14 protein-coding genes and 1 other RNA gene are annotated in these 15,903 nt (G+C 57.4%); 11 read left to right on the plus strand and 4 right to left on the minus strand.

Features of this window, described 5'->3' with window-relative positions:
• The first annotated feature begins 32 nt into the window (after positions 1–32).
• Entirely contained in the window at positions 33–1,157 is a 1,125-nt protein-coding gene (locus tag HKD40_RS07570) for a DUF2336 domain-containing protein (protein WP_169195135.1), read from the plus strand.
• Here the strand turns inward: HKD40_RS07570 and HKD40_RS07575 are convergent.
• A complete protein-coding gene (locus tag HKD40_RS07575; protein ID WP_169195136.1) occupies positions 1,145–2,398 on the minus strand; it encodes a mechanosensitive ion channel domain-containing protein in 1,254 nt (417 codons plus the stop codon). The two genes, HKD40_RS07570 and HKD40_RS07575, sit on opposite strands and share 13 nt — an antisense overlap.
• 156 nt (positions 2,399–2,554) lie before the next feature.
• Between HKD40_RS07575 and HKD40_RS07580 the strand changes: the two genes are divergently transcribed.
• The 7 genes from HKD40_RS07580 to HKD40_RS07610 all read left to right on the plus strand — a co-directional run bounded on the left by HKD40_RS07580 (position 2,555) and on the right by HKD40_RS07610 (position 9,323).
• Positions 2,555–3,517 (plus strand): metalloregulator ArsR/SmtB family transcription factor, encoded by a 963-nt coding sequence (locus HKD40_RS07580; protein ID WP_169195137.1) that lies wholly within the window; start codon positions 2,555–2,557, stop codon positions 3,515–3,517.
• A gap of 1 nt (position 3,518) precedes the next feature.
• Positions 3,519–4,412, plus strand: a complete 894-nt coding sequence (metF, locus tag HKD40_RS07585) for a methylenetetrahydrofolate reductase [NAD(P)H] (protein ID WP_169195138.1) — start codon at positions 3,519–3,521, stop codon at positions 4,410–4,412.
• A gap of 122 nt (positions 4,413–4,534) precedes the next feature.
• Complete coding sequence (locus HKD40_RS07590) at positions 4,535–5,488, plus strand: hypothetical protein (RefSeq protein ID WP_169195139.1); 954 nt, start codon at positions 4,535–4,537, stop codon at positions 5,486–5,488.
• An 87-nt stretch (positions 5,489–5,575) separates the two neighbouring features.
• On the plus strand, positions 5,576–6,322 hold the full coding sequence (locus HKD40_RS07595) for a DnaJ family molecular chaperone (protein WP_169195140.1): 747 nt from the start codon (positions 5,576–5,578) through the stop codon (positions 6,320–6,322).
• Between the two features lie 32 nt (positions 6,323–6,354).
• Positions 6,355–6,738, plus strand: an RNA gene (gene rnpB / locus HKD40_RS07600) — RNase P RNA component class A.
• 163 nt (positions 6,739–6,901) lie between these two features.
• Positions 6,902–8,002: a carboxynorspermidine decarboxylase gene (nspC, locus tag HKD40_RS07605; RefSeq protein ID WP_169195141.1), complete on the plus strand. Its 1,101-nt coding sequence runs from the start codon at positions 6,902–6,904 to the stop codon at positions 8,000–8,002.
• Between the two features lie 43 nt (positions 8,003–8,045).
• Complete coding sequence (locus HKD40_RS07610; RefSeq protein ID WP_169195142.1) at positions 8,046–9,323, plus strand: saccharopine dehydrogenase family protein; 1,278 nt, start codon at positions 8,046–8,048, stop codon at positions 9,321–9,323.
• Between the two features lie 292 nt (positions 9,324–9,615).
• Here the strand turns inward: HKD40_RS07610 and HKD40_RS07615 are convergent, their stop codons facing one another.
• The 3 genes from HKD40_RS07615 to HKD40_RS07625 are packed head-to-tail and all read right to left on the minus strand — an operon-like array spanning position 9,616 to position 12,595.
• On the minus strand, positions 9,616–10,653 hold the full coding sequence (locus tag HKD40_RS07615; protein WP_169195143.1) for a histidine kinase dimerization/phosphoacceptor domain -containing protein: 1,038 nt from the start codon (positions 10,651–10,653) through the stop codon (positions 9,616–9,618).
• Between the two features lie 5 nt (positions 10,654–10,658).
• Positions 10,659–11,102 carry a response regulator gene (locus HKD40_RS07620; protein ID WP_169195144.1) on the minus strand — a complete coding sequence of 148 codons (444 nt, stop codon included), beginning with the start codon at positions 11,100–11,102 and terminating at the stop codon, positions 10,659–10,661.
• Positions 11,099–12,595: a CHASE3 domain-containing protein gene (locus HKD40_RS07625; protein ID WP_169195145.1), complete on the minus strand. Its 1,497-nt coding sequence runs from the start codon at positions 12,593–12,595 to the stop codon at positions 11,099–11,101. Before HKD40_RS07625 ends, HKD40_RS07620 begins: the two co-directional genes overlap by 4 nt.
• Positions 12,596–12,785: 190 nt before the next feature.
• Here HKD40_RS07625 and rsmH point away from each other — a divergent pair, with 190 nt between their 5' ends.
• From rsmH to HKD40_RS07640, 3 genes are read left to right on the plus strand one after another with little or no spacing between them, the layout of a single operon-like run.
• On the plus strand, positions 12,786–13,784 hold the full coding sequence (gene rsmH / locus HKD40_RS07630) for a 16S rRNA (cytosine(1402)-N(4))-methyltransferase RsmH (protein ID WP_169195146.1): 999 nt from the start codon (positions 12,786–12,788) through the stop codon (positions 13,782–13,784).
• The gene (locus HKD40_RS07635) at positions 13,784–14,167 is read left to right on the plus strand and encodes a hypothetical protein (protein WP_169195147.1); all 384 of its coding nucleotides are present in this window, start codon (positions 13,784–13,786) and stop codon (positions 14,165–14,167) included. The genes rsmH and HKD40_RS07635 overlap by 1 nt, the downstream gene beginning before the upstream one ends.
• On the plus strand, positions 14,167–15,903 hold the full coding sequence (locus HKD40_RS07640) for a penicillin-binding protein 2 (protein WP_169195148.1): 1,737 nt from the start codon (positions 14,167–14,169) through the stop codon (positions 15,901–15,903). The genes HKD40_RS07635 and HKD40_RS07640 overlap by 1 nt, the downstream gene beginning before the upstream one ends.

Consider the following 15,903-nt stretch of genomic DNA (forward strand, 5'->3'; position numbering starts at 1 on the left):
CTCCCAAAAAGCCACACTCGGAGATAGGGCGCATGGGCGAGAATGATAATGGGCAAAGAGCGTTCGCAAGTTTTCGCGTGTTGACGACCGACAGCGATACGTCTGAACGCACAATGCTGTTCCGGAACATGGCGCAGCTGTTTTCGTTTGTGTCTGATCGCTGCGACGACGATCAGGTCAATCAGTATGACGAAGCGCTCTGCCGCTTGGCTGAATATGTCGAGATCGAAGCGCGGGCGCATGTAGCGAAAATTCTGGCTCCACTGGAGCGCGCACCCGGCACGGTGGTGCTTCGGCTCGCGAATGACGCGATTGAGGTGGCCCACCCTCTGCTCGAGTTCTCGACGGTTCTCAGTGATGACGATCTGATCGACATCATCGCCAACCAAAGCGAGGAACATCGCATCGCCATTGCTAGCCGCAATGGCGTCAATGAGCGGGTTGGGGAAGCCATTGTCGAGCATGGCGACGGCGCTTCGGTTGTGCGTCTGGTGCAAAACCCCAAGGCTGAGTTTGCACGGGAAACGCTGGCGAAACTGATTAAGCGTGCCCAGCAGGACGCAGCGCTGGCTGACGATTTGCGCGGACGCAATGATATCGATTGGTCCTCGGTTCGCAACGAGATCGATGAGGCGTCTGAAAAGGTTCTGCAGGCTATTCCGCAAGCCAATGTGACGCTCGATCCGGTAACGGCGAGCAAGATCAATGCGGTGGTTTACAATCGCCTGCGCGCTCGTGCGGGGTTCAACGCGCAGGAATGGAAGGTCGCCTATAATCAGGTAAAGGGCTTGGCGGATCGCCGTCAGCTTGATGATCGGGCTTTGGCGCGATTTGCCCGCTTTGGCTATGGTCACCATTCGGCTGCGGGCATTGCTGTGATGCTCAAGGTCGGTCCGGAGATCGTGGTGCGCTGGCTGGCCTCGCAGGACTACGCAGCGCTCACCGTGGCGCTGAAAGCGCTGGGGCTGAACGCAGACCTTTATGAGGCGATTGTTGCCACACTGCCGTGGCGCGATCTGCCATCTGAAGAAGAAAAGCGGATGGTCCTGTCGCGGTTTAAGGCGCTGGAGCTGGAAGACGCCAGAGAGATTTTCGCCCTCTGGCGCGCGCATTCCTTTCGTAAGAAAGGCCCCAGCCTAGAACGCTATTCGGCCTGAACGGTCCGGCTTGGCTGAGCGAGTAGCTTGCCCATTTGCTGCATGTCGTGACCTGCGGGTTCTTGGAAAACGCGCAGGTCGAACTCTGCCAGAATGGCATAGAGATGATCGAAGATGTCCGACTGGATAGCTTCGTAATTCACCCAAACCACAGTGTTGGTGAAGGCATAGAACTCCATCGGCAAGCCGGTGGAGGTGGGCTCCATCTGGCGCACCATGATCACCATTGAGGGGTGAATGTGGGGGTGGTTGCGCAGATACGCTTCAGCGTAAGCGCGGAAGACGCCGATATTGGTTGAGCGGCGCGTGTTCGCAGGGACTGTGGCGCGCTCGCCCAGGCTGGCGTTCCACTGCGCAATCTCCTCACGCTTCTTTTTGAGGTAGTTTTCGAGAAGGCCGATTGAGGCCAGACGATCGAGTTCGTCCTGGTTGAGGAAGCGGATGGAGCTTTGGTCGATATTGATGGCGCGCTTGATGCGACGGCCACCGGATTCCTGCATGCCACGGTAGTTTTTGAACGGATCAGTGACGAGGCGGCGAATGGGGATGGTGGTGATGGTTTTGTCAAAGTTCTGGACTTTGACCGTGTGCAGCTCGATGGCGAGAACATCACCATTGGCGTCCTGATTGGGCACTTCGATCCAATCGCCAACGCGGACCATGTCGGTGGACGAAATCTGAATGCCTGCGACCAGCGAGAGCAGCGTGTCCTGAAATACGAGGATCAAGACGGCGGCCATGGCGCCAAGACCCGAGAGCAGAATGACCGGGGATTGATCCATCAGGGTGGCGATCATCATCACCGTGGCGATGACGTAGACGGCGATTTTGAGGACCTGAATATAGCTCTTCATCGGCCGCAGGCGGGCCTTGGGGCGGCGATGGTAGATAACGTCAACGACGTTGAGCACAGCCGAAATGGCGCGGGCCAGCATCAGAATAATGGTGGCATTGGCGACGTTGCGAATGGCGACGACGGCAACATCATGCAGGTTTGGCACGATGGCGATGCCGAGTGCGATAATTAGCGGTGGCGCGGCCTGGGAGAGGCGCTCAATGACATTCTGGCGGCTGAGCTCGGGGTCTTTGCCATAGGGCGTGAACTTGAGCAGGCGATGCAGAACACGCAAGAGGACGAGCTTGATCACCAGATTCGCAGCATAAGCGGCGAGTGCGAGCAGGATGAGCGCTATGCTTGTGCTGACCAGCGGGTGATTGTCGATCCACTCAAGTGGCAGCATAAAGTCTCCTATCAGCGGGCGGGCGCTGGAATACGGCGGTTTGCCGGGCGGGCCCTTCAAAAGGAACCGCGTGGCAGAATGACGGCAGATGGGTTAAGAACAGGCTAGACCTCGTCACGATAAAGATATAAACATATCTTTATATCTGAGGTGTGTATGAGCAATCTGAACGAGTTGGTGGGCGTTTTGAAGGCGGCGGGGGAAAGCACCCGGCTGCGCCTTTTGGCGCTTCTGGCCGATGGCGATCACTCGGTCAAGGACCTGACCGAGATATTGGATCAAAGTCAGCCCCGTGTCAGCCGTCATTTGAAACTGCTTGCCGATGCAGGCCTAATCGAACGCCATGCGGAAGGGGCCTGGGCCTACTATCGCCTGACCCCATCGGGGCAGGGCGCAGATCTGGCCCGTTGGCTGACCTCACGTGTTGACCCGACCGACCCTGAGCGGTTGCGCGACAGAGCGCGTCAGGCTGAAGCGCGGAGCGCGCAGCAGGCTCTGGCGGCGAATTACTTCGCGCAAGTGGCGGACAGCTGGGACCTCTTAAAAACCCTTCATGTGCCAGAAGCTGCGGTGGAAGCGGCGGTTTTGGAAGCGGTTGGCGAACGCAAGATTGAGCTGCTGCTTGATCTGGGGACGGGTACAGGGCGGATGCTCGAGGTGCTGGCGCCTGCATACGAGCGCGGGATCGGCATCGACTCCAGCCGTGAAATGTTGGCGGTTGCCAGAGCGCGTCTGGTGGAAGCTGGGCTCGCCCATGCGCAGGTTCGCCTCGGCGATATGGCGGCGCTCGATAGCACGCTGGGACCAGCGGACGTGATCGTGGTGCACCAAGTGCTGCACTATTTTGACGATCCGGGTCGAATGCTGGCGCAGGCCAAGGGGTTGTTGAAACCCGGTGGGCAGGTTCTGATCGTCGACTTTGCGCCGCACACACTCGAATTTTTGCGCACCGACCATGCGCACCGACGCCTCGGGCTCTCCGATGAGCAGATGTCGGGTTGGGCCAATTCAGCGGGAATGGATGTGCAGTCTGTACGTCTGTTCCCAAGCGACACAAATGATCAGGGGCTGACCGTGTGTCTGTGGTCTCTGGTCGATCGAAATAAGACGGAAAACTAAAATGCTCGATGACAATTTGCGCGCTAGCCGCAAGACCGCAGAGACGCGGCCGGATTTGCAGATCTCGTTCGAGTTCTTTCCCCCCAAGACCGACGTTATGGAAGAGCGGTTTTGGGAAAGCGTACACAAGCTTGCGCCGCTGAAGCCACGTTTCGTGTCGGTGACTTATGGTGCCGGTGGTTCGACACGCGAGCGTACGCTGCGCATGGTGAGCCGCATTGCATCGGACACCGGTGTGCCAGCGGCAGCGCACTTGACCTGCGTTGGCGCGACCAAGGCCGAAGTCGACGAGGTTGTGCGCGGCTATAAGGATGCTGGCGTGACCAGCATTGTGGCGCTGCGCGGTGATCCACCAGAAGGCATTGGGCAGCCGTTCACGCCGCATCCGGAAGGCTATCAGAACGCGGCTGATCTGGTTGCGGGTATCCGCAAGATTGGCGATTTCGATATTTCGGTTGCCGCCTATCCGGAAAAGCACCCACAGAGCGAAAGCTGGGATGTCGAAATCGACAATCTCAAGCGCAAGATCGATGCCGGTGCGAACCGTGCGATTACGCAGATGTTCTTCTCGAACGCGGACTATCTGCGCTATGTCGAGCGCGCGCAAAAGGCCGGTATCACCGCGCCAATCGTGCCCGGCATTCAGCCAATCCACTCGTTCAAGCAGATTTCAGGCTTTGCCGGTCGCTGCGGTGCGTCGATCCCAGAATGGCTCGCAGAGCGTTTTGATGGGCTCGACGAAGACCCAGAAACGCATGCGCTCATGGCTGCAGCGGTTGCGGCGGAACAGGTCACCGAACTGCTCGATGAAGGCATAACGGAGTTCCACTTCTTTACGCTGAACCGGTCAAATCTGGTTCTGGCACTCGCGCGCTTGCTGGGTCGCCGCCCGTAAGAGGCGTTCATCCCCCGTTCAGACGGGGTGGCGGATGATGGGATCATGGCCGCAGTTCATATTGTGGCCATGAAAGCGGGGTTTGTCCTCGCCTAGCGCCCACAGCCGTTTGGATGATGTTTATGAAGATCGACCGCCGCATTACCAATGGCTTGGCCTGGACCGGCGCTTTGCTGGTCGTTGCCATTCCATCCGCAGACTTCATTACTCGCCAGTTCATGCCTGATGTCGGATCAAGCGTGGCTGTGGTCAGTGAAGTGCGTGCGCCTGCTGCTACTTCGGCGCCTGCAGCCGTTTCAGCCCCGGCGTCTCCAGTGGTTGAAGCGCGGCAAGAGGTGGCTGAAGCTCCAAAGGCGAGTGCACCTGCTGCGGCTCAGTCTGGCGATGTGGTCGATAATTTTTTGAACTCCGGGCGTGCGCTTCCCGATTATATCTCAGGCGGTGGCAGCGCGCCTGCGGCTAAGCCCGCGGCTCAGCCTGAAACCCAGCCGGTTGCCGCGAAGCCAGCAGTTCCGGCGTCGATACAGCCTGCGCAGCAGGCCGTAGAGAAGCCTGCGCCAAAACCAGTACCGGCTCCGGTGGCTGTGCCCGTTGCAACGCCACCAGCCGCTCCGGCTCCTGCACCTGCGGTTGTTGCTACTGTGCCAAAGGTCGTCGGGTTTCCGACGCCTGCGTGGCAGCGTCCGCCGTCAGTCGAGGTTGCGTCTACACCGCCGCTGATTATCGATACGCCGCCGATCCATAGTCAGACCGTCATACGTCCGTCAGATAACCGTGTTATCCGACTCCAAGACAATCGCGTCATTCGGCCTGAAGAGCTTGATGAGATGGAAGAATGGGAAGCTGGGCCTGTGCAGGATTTCCTCAATCAGCGGGGTAGCCGCGCCACCGTTCGCCGCCAGCAGATTGTGCCACCAAACGCAGTCGTGCCTCCGGCCAATGTTGGTGGTGGCAATGACTATGTGCCGGGCGGTTTTTTCTTTGATCAAGGTCCCGCGAACGCGCAACCAAGGGGCTTCCCTCTGGTTTATGACGGTAGGGACATCCCCGAATATGAAGTCTATCCGTTGAACTGATGAAACGGGTCCATGCGGTGCTGGCATGGACTTCATCGTAAAATGCCGATAGAGAGGTGTTTCGACGGAAACTGAAAGCGACAGCAAATGTTATCTTGCGTCCGCAAAGCTGAAGAGAACAACGATCTGCGTCATAAGCTGTCGCGGTTCCTTGGCTCGTTTTCAGATCGCACCGGCCTCGCGGGCCGAGTGGCTGATATTCTCGACCCAGACACATGGCTACCGGGTGGGCGCGACGCTGCCTTTACGCTGGCCTTGATTGCCTTGTCGGCCAAGATGGCTGTGGCTGACGGCGCGGTGACCGCATCGGAAGTGCGGGCGTTTAACGCTACGGTCGATATTGCCGATGGTAGCCGCGAGCAGGTGCAGAAGCTTTTCAACTTGGCCAAGCAGGATGTTGCTGGCTACGATTCTTATGCACGCAAAGTGTCCCGCTATTTCGCTGAAACGCCAGAAACGCTGGAGCACGTGCTCGACGGGCTGTTCTTTATCGCCACGGCGGACGGCCTCGTGCATGAAAGCGAGCTGGAATACCTGCGACACGTCAGCTCAATTTTTGGGTTCGATGAGGCGCGGTTTGAACAGATCGCCTCCCAGCATGTGATGCTGGAGGAGGGGGTGGACCCTTATATGGTGCTGGGCCTGCGCCACGATGCGCCGCCTGAGGAAGTGCGCCGGGTTTATCGCCTGCTGGTCGCCGAACACCATCCGGATCGTTTGATTGCTAAAGGCGTGCCTGAAGAGCTGATCGATGTGGCGACCGCGCGCATGGCGTCGATCAATTTGGCGTATCAAGCGATTACTCGGCCCAAACCCCAACCGATGCTCACTTGACGGATCAGTGGCGCTGCCGCATTTAGGCACCGTCAGTTGACCGGGTGACCGCTGGCGGGTGGGTAACTGCCCGTTGGAGGAAAGTCCGGGCTCCATCGAAACACGGTGACGGCTAACAGCCGCCGGGGGCGACCCTAGGGAAAGTGCCACAGAAAGCAAACCGCCTCGGCATGCCGAGGTAAGGATGAAAGGGTGCGGTAAGAGCGCACCGGGCGTCTGGCGACAGAGGCCGCACGGCAAACCCCACCGGGAGCAAAACCAAATAGGGATGACGCGGGCTTTATGCCCAGCCTGTTTCGAGGCCAGATCATCCGGGTTGGTTGCACGAGCGCGCCGGCGACGGCCGCCTCAGATGAATGGTCACCGCGTCGCTTTTAGCGGCCTTACAGAACCCGGCTTATAGGTCAACTGGCATACCTTCCCCATGGTGGTGGGGAGGGGCGTCCACAGGACGTGGGGTCGCAACCCCGTGAGATATCCCTGTGTGCCCTTGCGATTTTCGTCATCTTCCCTTAAACGGGGGCCCCTTGGACCTCCGCCGTATTTCCGGCGGGCACACGCTTTTTTGGAGTTGGCGCGATGCCCCTGGCAACACCGTTTTACCTGATCGACGAAGCCAAGCTCGATCTCAATCTGGCAAAAGTTGATCGCCTGCGGCAGCTCTCCGGGGCGAAAGCTGTGATGGCGCTTAAGGCGTTTTCGACCTGGTCAACCTTTCCGCAAATCTCCCAGCATATGGACGGCTCAACCTCGTCCTCGCTGAATGAAGTGCGTTTGGGCAAGGAAAAGTTTGGCGGGGAAACCCACGCTTATTCCGTGGCTTGGTCCGATGATGAAATCGACGAAGCGATTTCGTACGCCGACAAGATGATCTTCAACTCGATCAATCAGCTCGAGCGTTTTGGTGCCAAGGCTGCGCATATGCCAGTTGGGCTGCGGGTCAATCCGGGCGTGAGTCATTCCCATTTCGATCTTGCCGATCCGGCGCGACCATACTCCCGTCTGGGGGAACGCGACGTCAGCAAGGTTGAGGCGGTTATGGACCGCGTCAGCGGGTTCATGCTGCACTGCAATTGCGAGAACGACAGTGTTGTCGCTTTCTCCGCATTGCTCGACACTTTTGAAGAAAAGCTCGGTCACCTTTTCGAGAAGCTCGAGTGGGTCAGCTTTGGTGGTGGTATTCACTTTACCGGCGCTGGCTACGACATCGATGCGCTGGCAGCACGCCTCAAGGCGTTTTCTGAGCGCTATCAGCTACAAGTTTATCTTGAGCCCGGTGACGCGATCGTCACTGGAACTACGACGCTGGAAGTGTCGGTTCTTGATGTGGTCGAAAACGAAAAGTCTGTCGCCATTGTCGATAGCGCCGTTGAAGCCCATATGTTGGATCTGTTGATCTATCGGCAGAGTGCCGAAATGGAACCCAATGCCGGTCCAAACCACTATGTTATCGCGGGCAAGTCGTGCCTCGCCGGTGACGTGTTTGGCGAATACGATTTTCCGACGGAACTCAAGGTTGGAGACCGTATCTCTCTGCAGAACGCAGGCGGGTACACAATGGTGAAGAAGAACTGGTTCAACGGTGTTGCCATGCCTTCCATCGCTATTAAGAAACGAAATGGGGATGTCGAGCTGGTACGCACGTTCGACTATTCTGACTATCTCGCTAGCCTGTCTTAGGATTGGCTGACCTTTCCACCCATAAAAAGGTGTTTCGTGACAATTGAAGAAAAACGTACTGATCATCGGCGCCGGAGGTGTCGCGCAGGTCGCAGCTTATAAGGCTGCAATGCACAATGATGTTTTGGGAGACATTCACATTGCCTCCCGAACGCTGTCCAAGGCTGACGCACTGGTTGCGGGCATTTTGGACAAGAAGGCGCTTAAGCGCCCTGGAGTCTTGGCTGCACATAAGCTCGACGCAATGGATGTCGAAGCCACCAAGGCACTGATCAAGCAGACCCACACACACATCGTCATCAACGCCGGTTCTGCGTTTTTGAATATGTCGGTTCTGCGCGCCTGTATGGATACGGGTGTTGCCTATATCGACACAGCAATTCACGAAGACCCTAAGAAGATTTGCGAAGCGCCACCGTGGTACGGCAACTACGAGTGGAAGCATCGCGATGAATGCGAGCGCAAGGGCGTCACAGCCATTCTCGGTGCTGGCTTTGACCCAGGCGTGGTCAATGCTTATGCGTCGCTGGCAGCGAATGCCTATTTCGACCAGATCGACAGCATCGACATTATCGACGTCAACGCTGGTAGCCATGGGCGCTATTTTGCGACCAATTTCGACCCGGAAATCAACTTCCGTGAATTCACCGGCACCGTTTGGAGCTGGCAGAATAGCGAGTGGACGGCGAACAAGATGTTCGAAGTCAAGCGCACGGACGATCTGCCGGTCGTTGGTTCGCACACGACCTATCTCACCGGTCACGACGAGGTGCATTCGCTCTCGGCCAATCTCGGTGTTCCAGATGTTCGTTTCTGGATGGGTTTTGGCGAGCACTACATCAATGTCTTCACCGTTCTGAACAACCTTGGCCTGCTTTCTGAACAGCCGGTGACGACGGCAGAGGGCTTGGAAGTTGTGCCGCTTAAGGTGGTGAAGGCGGTGTTGCCTGATCCGATGTCGCTCGCGCCGGGCTACACCGGTAAGACCTTCATTGGCGATCTCATCAAGGGCACGCGCAATGGCGAGGCCACTGAGCTGTTAGTTTACAACATCTCAGACCACGAAGAAGCCTTTGCTGAGACCAATAGCCAGGCGATCTCCTATACGGCGGGTGTGCCTGCTGTCGCGGCCGCAATGCTGATCGCTACGGGTGAGTGGGATTGCCATCGCATGGCCAATGTCGAAGAACTGCCAGCTGTGCCGTTCATCGATCTTTTGGGCAGGCTTGGCCTGCCGACACGCATTCGTGACGCTAAGGGTGACCGCGAATTTAACCCGGCTGAGTTTAAGGCCCAGAAGGCTAAATCCAAGCTGGCTTAAGGATTTACGACATACGAAAGACCGGGAGCAATCCCGGTCTTTGATGTTTTGGGCACACTCTTAGGTTTGTTATTGCAACCACTTCCCGGCGACGGGCTTATGTCTGCAATACAATTACGGGCCTCTCTATGGACTATTCTAACAGCGGTGATCCGATGCGGGGTCGGAAAAACCCTTTCAAAAACAGCTACTTTAGGTTCTACGTCCTGAGCGGCGCTCTGGTTTTGGCACTGGTTGTGGGCATCGTGAAATTTGCCGCTGTACCGAACGAGCTTGCCCCTGTGCTCTATGCTCAGCCGTTCAGCGGGAAGGTGACCTCAACGCTTGTGCCCGGCCCGTTACGATAAGTGACATCGGCACTGAGGGAATGGGCCATTGCTCTGACGATGCGCGTTCCCAACCCAGTGCCACGCGGTTTGCCTACGCCGCTCCAGCCAACGCCATCATCTTCGATGATCAAGCGAACACTGTCATTCTGACAGCGCATCGTGATGCGGATTTCGCCGGGCTCGCGACCCTCATAAGCATATTTGAGCGCATTGGTGACCAACTCAATGAGAATGACGCCGAGAGAGGCCACCTTCTCCGTTGGGACTGGAAAGCTCTGCACATCGGTGCGAATGCGTGCGGTTTGGCCTTCTGCCTGAACGCTGTTTTCGAGTTCGCCAATCAGGCTGGAGACATAGTCGCCAATTTGCACGGTTCGGACGTCGCCGGAGGTATAAAGGTGCCTATGCACCCCGGCCACAGCATGAATACGCGCCTGCGTCTCGGAGAGGGCGCGCTTGGCTTCCTGATCCTCTAAGGCGTTCGCTTGTAAGCCGACGAGCGCGGCAACCATGGCCAGTGAATTGGCGACACGATGATTGACCTCCCCCAACAGCATTTCGGCGCGTTCGCGGGCTTCACGGGCTTCGCGGTTGGCGCGTTCATTGGCGCGGGTCAATCTCACACTGTCGACGGCGCTATCAATCGCCACCAAGAGCAGTTCCATGAATTGCTCAGAACCGGTCTTGGGGACGAAGTCGGTGGCCCCGGACTTCATGGCGGACACGGCAATCTCGGTTTCAGCAGCGCCTGTCACATAGACAACACCGGGCCGGTTTTCGAGCGTGCCCATGCCTGCGAGAATGTCTAGGCCGGTGCCGTCGGGCATGTAGTGATCAAGCACGGCGACATCGATATTTTCATTCTGCAAATGGGTCAGCGCTTCTCCAACGCCGCCAGCGCTGAAGAAGTGGAAGCCCCTGCGCTGCATGGCTTTTTGAACCAGCCGCGTCAGACCCGGGTCGTCATCAACATAAAGAACGGTCGGCGTTCTATTCGGCATTTAGATTATTCGGCCTCTGGAATTTGCATGACTGAGAAGAACAGGCCGAGCTGTTTGATGGCATGAGCGAACCCTTCATAGTCTACCGGCTTGGTGATGTAGACGTTGGCGCCCAGATCGTAGCAGCGCTGGATCTCGCGCTGATCATCGGTGGTGGTGAGCACCACGACCGGTGAGCGGCGAGTATGCTCGTTCGCTTTGACTTTTTCGAGGATATCGATGCCGGTCATGTCGGGCAGGTTGAGGTCAAGCAAAACCAGAAGCTGGCGCCCCTGATTGGTTTGGCCGGTGCCGTCGGGACCAAGAAGGAATTCGAGTGCATCGGTGCCGTTGGTGAAGCCAAGGATTTCGTTGGCAACACCAGCACGACGGATGTTTTTCTCGATGAGGCGGGCGTGGCCCTCATCATCTTCGACCATGACGATGGTCACTGGACGCGCGTTGTTCATGCCCCATTTCCCTTTAGGTATGCGCGCAGATCGCGCGGAAGATCGACGGTGAAGGTGGTGCCTGCACCGAGTTTGGATGAGAGTTTTACGTCGCCGCCGAGGCTGCGGGCCATGGTGCGGACGTGGGCGAGGCCAATGCCTTCGCCTGGATTGTTTTGGGTGCCAGAGCGGCGGAAGAGCTCGAAGACGCGTTCGTGGTCAGTGTCAGCAATGCCGCGCCCATTATCTGCGACATCAATGATCACGCGATTGCCGGGCGCGTTCCGCGCCGTGATCCGAACGTGTAGCGGCCGATTTGGGCTTTGGTATTTGATGGCATTATCGAGAATATTGCCCAAAACCTGCTCGACAGACAGCCGGTCGGTGAACAGCTCGTTGACCTTGACGTCGATATTGATCTCGCCTTGCCCTTCGACGAGTTGATGATGGACGGCCGCCGCCGAATTTTCAACGAGCCGTTTGAGATCAATAGATTCAGGGCGCAAGGTGCGCCGCCCTTCGCGGGAGATTTTGAGAATAGCGTTGATGAGGCTATCCATCTTGCGCGTGGCAGCGCGAATAAAGGTGACGGCCTCGGGAAGATCTTCAGAGGCGGCCAGATAGGCTTCCTCAGCCACTGTGTCGCCGGGGGCAGGCGGGTGCAGTTCCATATAGGTCCGCACGGCTGCAACGCCTGTTTCCATCTCACTGGTGAAGCCCATGACGTTGACGAGCGGGGCGCGCAGATCGTGCGTGACGATATAGGCGAAACGCTGGATTTCCTCATTCGCCTTGCCCAGCTCTTTGGTGCGATCAGCGACGCGCGCTTCGAGCCCGAGGTTCGCTTCTTCAATCTCTTTGCGCGCAAGGGCCAGTTCGCGCATGTAGGAAATCATGGTCCAGATGGAGCCGCTGACCACCAGCAGAATGACCGCGCCGCCCACGACCGTGATGAGGCGGAGAAAATTGATCGTGTTTTCTTGGTTCTCAGCACCGGCAGAGATTCGATCATCCGCGCCTGTCATCACAGCCGTGAGGAAAGCCCGGATGTCATCCATCGCTTGCTTACCACTATCGCTGCGGACCCGCTCAATCGCGTCAGGGAAACCTTGGCTATCAGCGAGGGTTAGGGTGTCCGCGAGCTCGGCGCGCTTGTAGGCGATATTGGTGCTCAGTCGCTGCAACGACTCTTGAGCGTTTTCAATTTGGCTGAGGCTCGCATTCAGATCGGCCAGGTTCCGATCGATTGCCTCAATATGCTGTTCGTATGGCTCAAGATATTTTCGGTCCTGGGTCAGCAAATAGCCGCGCTGCCCGGTTTCCATATCCTGCAATGATCCGAGTAGGTCGACAGATGCGCGGCGTATGGAGCGCGCATCAATAACTTCCTGGAAATAGCCTTGGGAGCGCTCGACCAACCAAATATTGGTCCCGACGATGCCGATCAGGGCGATCAAGCCGGTGAGCATTAAGAGTGCTGTCGATCGGATGAATGTTTTGTTGCTAATTGGCATCTGAAATCTCGGCAGGCACATATTTAATCGCCTGAATATTTTACAGGCGCAATGATGAATATAAGTCACGAGATCGTGAGTGGTTCCGCCGTCAGGTGAATGGGAAACAAAATCTTAAAGGTCCCATTGCAAAATAGGGGATGAGTTTTTGTAACCGGCGCGTTTTGCCGGTGATGGAGTTTTGCCGAATATGGGCAAGCCAAATCTGCCCGAGTCAGACGTGACAGCAGGGCCACATCTACCGGTTTTGTTGGACGAAGTGCTTTGGGCTTTGAAGCCCGCACCGGGAATGAAAATCGTCGACGGTACGTTCGGCGCAGGCGGCTATTCGCGTGCGCTGCTGCAGGCTGGCGCGACTGTCATCGGGATCGACCGCGACCCGACCGTTGCTCCGCATGTCGAGCGGTTGCGCGCTGAATTCCCCGATACCTTCCATTTTGTTGCTGGCACATTCTCGGCTCTCGATACGCTGGCCGCGCCCTTTGGGCCGATTGACGGCGTTGTGCTCGACATTGGCGTGTCGTCTATGCAGCTTGATCAGGCCGAACGAGGCTTCTCATTTATGCGTGAGGGGCCTTTGGATATGCGCATGAGCAGTTCAGGCACGAGTGCCGCGGATCTGGTCAATGAGCTGGAAACGGAGCCGCTGGCGAATTTGCTTTATGCGTTTGGCGAAGAGCGTAAGTCTCGCCGTATCGCCCAGTTCATTGTGGCCGCGCGCGAAGACGAGCCGATTACCACGACGCTGCAACTCGCCAAGATCATTGAGAAGGCCATCGGTCGTAAGCCTGGTGATGCGCATCCGGCAACGCGCTCGTTCCAAGCCTTGCGGATCGCGGTGAATGGCGAATTCGACCAGTTGGTTGAAGGCCTGTTCGCGGCCGAACGCCTTTTGGGCGAAGAGGGGACGCTGGCCGTGGTGAGCTTCCATTCGTTGGAAGATCGTATCGTCAAGCGCTTCTTCGACCCTGACAAGGGTGGGCCGACCGCATCGCGTCACTTGCCGCAGGTGCAGGCCGAAGCGCGGCGTTGGCATCCGGTCGCCAAGGCCGTCAAGGCGGGCGAGGCTGAGTTGTCGCGCAATCCGCGCTCGCGCTCGGCTGTGTTGCGCAGTGCGCGTCGCACCACTGATGCTGCGCGTCCGGTGCAGTTGCGTGGTCTGGGTGTTCCGGAAGTGCGAGAAGCGTAATGATCCGCAGCGTCAACATTTTCCTGCTGTTTGTGTCGGTGGCCATGCTTTCGGGCGTTTACGCGCTCAAGTTTTCCATTGAAGGCACGGCGGCTGAGCGAACTGCGTTGGCCGTAAAAATCAATGAGCAGGAGGGAGAACTCTCTCTGATCAAAGCAGACTGGGCGGTGCTCAATCAGCCCGGTCACATCGACCCAATTGTGAAGCGCCATCAGGTGGAGCTCGAATTGACCCCTGTTGCGCAAGAGCAATTTGGGGCGTTCGCGGCCTTGCCGATGCGCCCCGAAAAACCCGATGCGGCATCCATGGATGCCTTGTTTGAAGCAATTGCAGAAGGCGTTGATCCAATCGACGCTATCATTGAACTGGATGGAGCCGAATAATGGCTATCGTCGCCGAGGGAATGCCGCCGACCATTGCGTTAGAGGGCTCGCGTAAGCAGCGCGGGAACCTGACGCAGGCGCGTATTCGGTGGATGATTTTGGCCGTCGTCATGGGCTTTGGCCTGGTGGGCGGTCGCCTCATTCAGCTGGGCATGGTTGTGCCGGATCAATCGATCGAAGGGCAAACGCGTGACGCGATCATGGCGTCGCGCCCGCCCATTCTGGACCGCAATGGTTTGGAGATGGCGGTCGATATCCGTGTGCCTTCGCTTTACGCCGAGCCGCGCCGCATTATTGACGTTGAAGAGGCTGTCTCCAAGCTCCGTACCGTGTTGCCAAGCCTGGATGAAGAATGGCTGCGCAAGCGACTGACGGGCGAAAAGGGCTTTGTGTGGGTGCAGCGCGAACTGACGCCCGCCATCCAAGAGCAAGTGATGCGTCTGGGTATTCCGGGCATTGATTTCATCACGGAATCCAAGCGCTTCTATCCGGCGATGAGCGAGGCGGCCCATATTCTGGGATCGACCAATGTCGACAATCAGGGCATTGCGGGCATTGAGCGCTATGTCGATACCGACCACCTTTCGGTGTTGCAGGAGCTTGGCCTTGCGCGCGGCAATGCGCTGACGCCAATTGAGCTCTCGGTCGACATGCGCGTGCAGCATATTCTGCATCAGGAGATGCAGGATTCGATGGCGCGCTATCAGGCGATCGCGGCTGCAGGCGTCATTATCGACATCTATTCGGGTGAAGTTGTTGCGATGGCATCGTTGCCGGACTTCAATCCGAATGAGCCCGCGTCTGCCTTGGTCAAAGATACATTCAACCGGATCACGTCGGGCATCTTTGAGCCGGGCTCGATTTTCAAGACCATCACCATCGCGGGAGCGCTGGACTCCGGTACCGTCCGTATCACGGACAAGTTCGATGCGCGCTATGGTGTGCGCTTCGGTCGGTACACGATTAGCGACTTCCACGGTAAAAACCGTATCCTCGCGTTGCCGGAAGTTTACAAATACTCGTCTAATATCGGCACGATCCGGGTGATGCAGGCGATGGGCAAAGACAATTTCCGCGCCTTCCTCAGCCGCCTCAAGTTTGACGAACGCGTCGAGTTTGAATTGCCTGAAATGCGCTCTCCGACCATTCCAAAGTCGTTCTCAGAAGTGGGGGCCGCTACGGCATCCTTCGGTCACGGTCTTTCGGTGTCGCCGCTGCACATGGTTATGGCGCACACAGCTCTGCTCAACGGCGGCAATTACATTGCCCCAACGCTATTCAAGCGCTCGATTGCTGACGCAGAGAAGCTTTATGAGCCAGTGGTGAGTGCGCAGACCAGCGAATACGTCCGCTATTTGATGCGGTTGAACGCAATCTCGGTTGGCGGTTCCGGTTCGCAGATGAATAAGCTTGCGCTGGGCTACCGCGTTGGCGGGAAGACTGGTACTGCAGAAAAAGTGGTTGATGGCCGCTATTCATCGAGCAAGGTGACGAACTTTTTCGCGTCTGCCTTCCCACTCGATAATCCCCGCTATGCTATGGTCGTGATGGTCGATGAGCCAAAGGCAGAAAATGAACGGTCAGGCACCACCGCAGGTTGGAATGCGGGGCATATGACCGGCCGGATCGTGCAACGGATTGCACCAATGCTGGGTATTGCGCCAGAATTTAGTGAGCTGCTGGATCAACAGATCGTTCCGCAATCAGTGCGGCAGCTCTATCCAGAAGGATTTTGA

This window comes from Devosia sp. MC1541 (assembly GCF_012847305.1).
Lineage (GTDB): Bacteria > Pseudomonadota > Alphaproteobacteria > Rhizobiales > Devosiaceae > Devosia.

Coding starts and splice junctions, on each gene's coding strand:
- metF (WP_169195138.1), top strand. CDS start 3,519: ATGCTCGATGACAATTTGCGCGCTAGCCGCAAGACCGCAGAGACGCGG.
- HKD40_RS07640 (WP_169195148.1), top strand. CDS start 14,167: ATGGCTATCGTCGCCGAGGGAATGCCGCCGACCATTGCGTTAGAGGGC.
- HKD40_RS07580 (WP_169195137.1), top strand. CDS start 2,555: ATGAGCAATCTGAACGAGTTGGTGGGCGTTTTGAAGGCGGCGGGGGAA.
- HKD40_RS07595 (WP_169195140.1), top strand. CDS start 5,576: ATGTTATCTTGCGTCCGCAAAGCTGAAGAGAACAACGATCTGCGTCAT.
- HKD40_RS07620 (WP_169195144.1), bottom strand. CDS start 11,102: ATGAACAACGCGCGTCCAGTGACCATCGTCATGGTCGAAGATGATGAG.
- HKD40_RS07635 (WP_169195147.1), top strand. CDS start 13,784: ATGATCCGCAGCGTCAACATTTTCCTGCTGTTTGTGTCGGTGGCCATG.
- HKD40_RS07615 (WP_169195143.1), bottom strand. CDS start 10,653: ATGCCGAATAGAACGCCGACCGTTCTTTATGTTGATGACGACCCGGGT.
- rsmH (WP_169195146.1), top strand. CDS start 12,786: ATGGGCAAGCCAAATCTGCCCGAGTCAGACGTGACAGCAGGGCCACAT.
- HKD40_RS07575 (WP_169195136.1), bottom strand. CDS start 2,398: ATGCTGCCACTTGAGTGGATCGACAATCACCCGCTGGTCAGCACAAGC.
- nspC (WP_169195141.1), top strand. CDS start 6,902: ATGCCCCTGGCAACACCGTTTTACCTGATCGACGAAGCCAAGCTCGAT.
- HKD40_RS07590 (WP_169195139.1), top strand. CDS start 4,535: ATGAAGATCGACCGCCGCATTACCAATGGCTTGGCCTGGACCGGCGCT.
- HKD40_RS07625 (WP_169195145.1), bottom strand. CDS start 12,595: ATGCCAATTAGCAACAAAACATTCATCCGATCGACAGCACTCTTAATG.
- HKD40_RS07570 (WP_169195135.1), top strand. CDS start 33: ATGGGCGAGAATGATAATGGGCAAAGAGCGTTCGCAAGTTTTCGCGTG.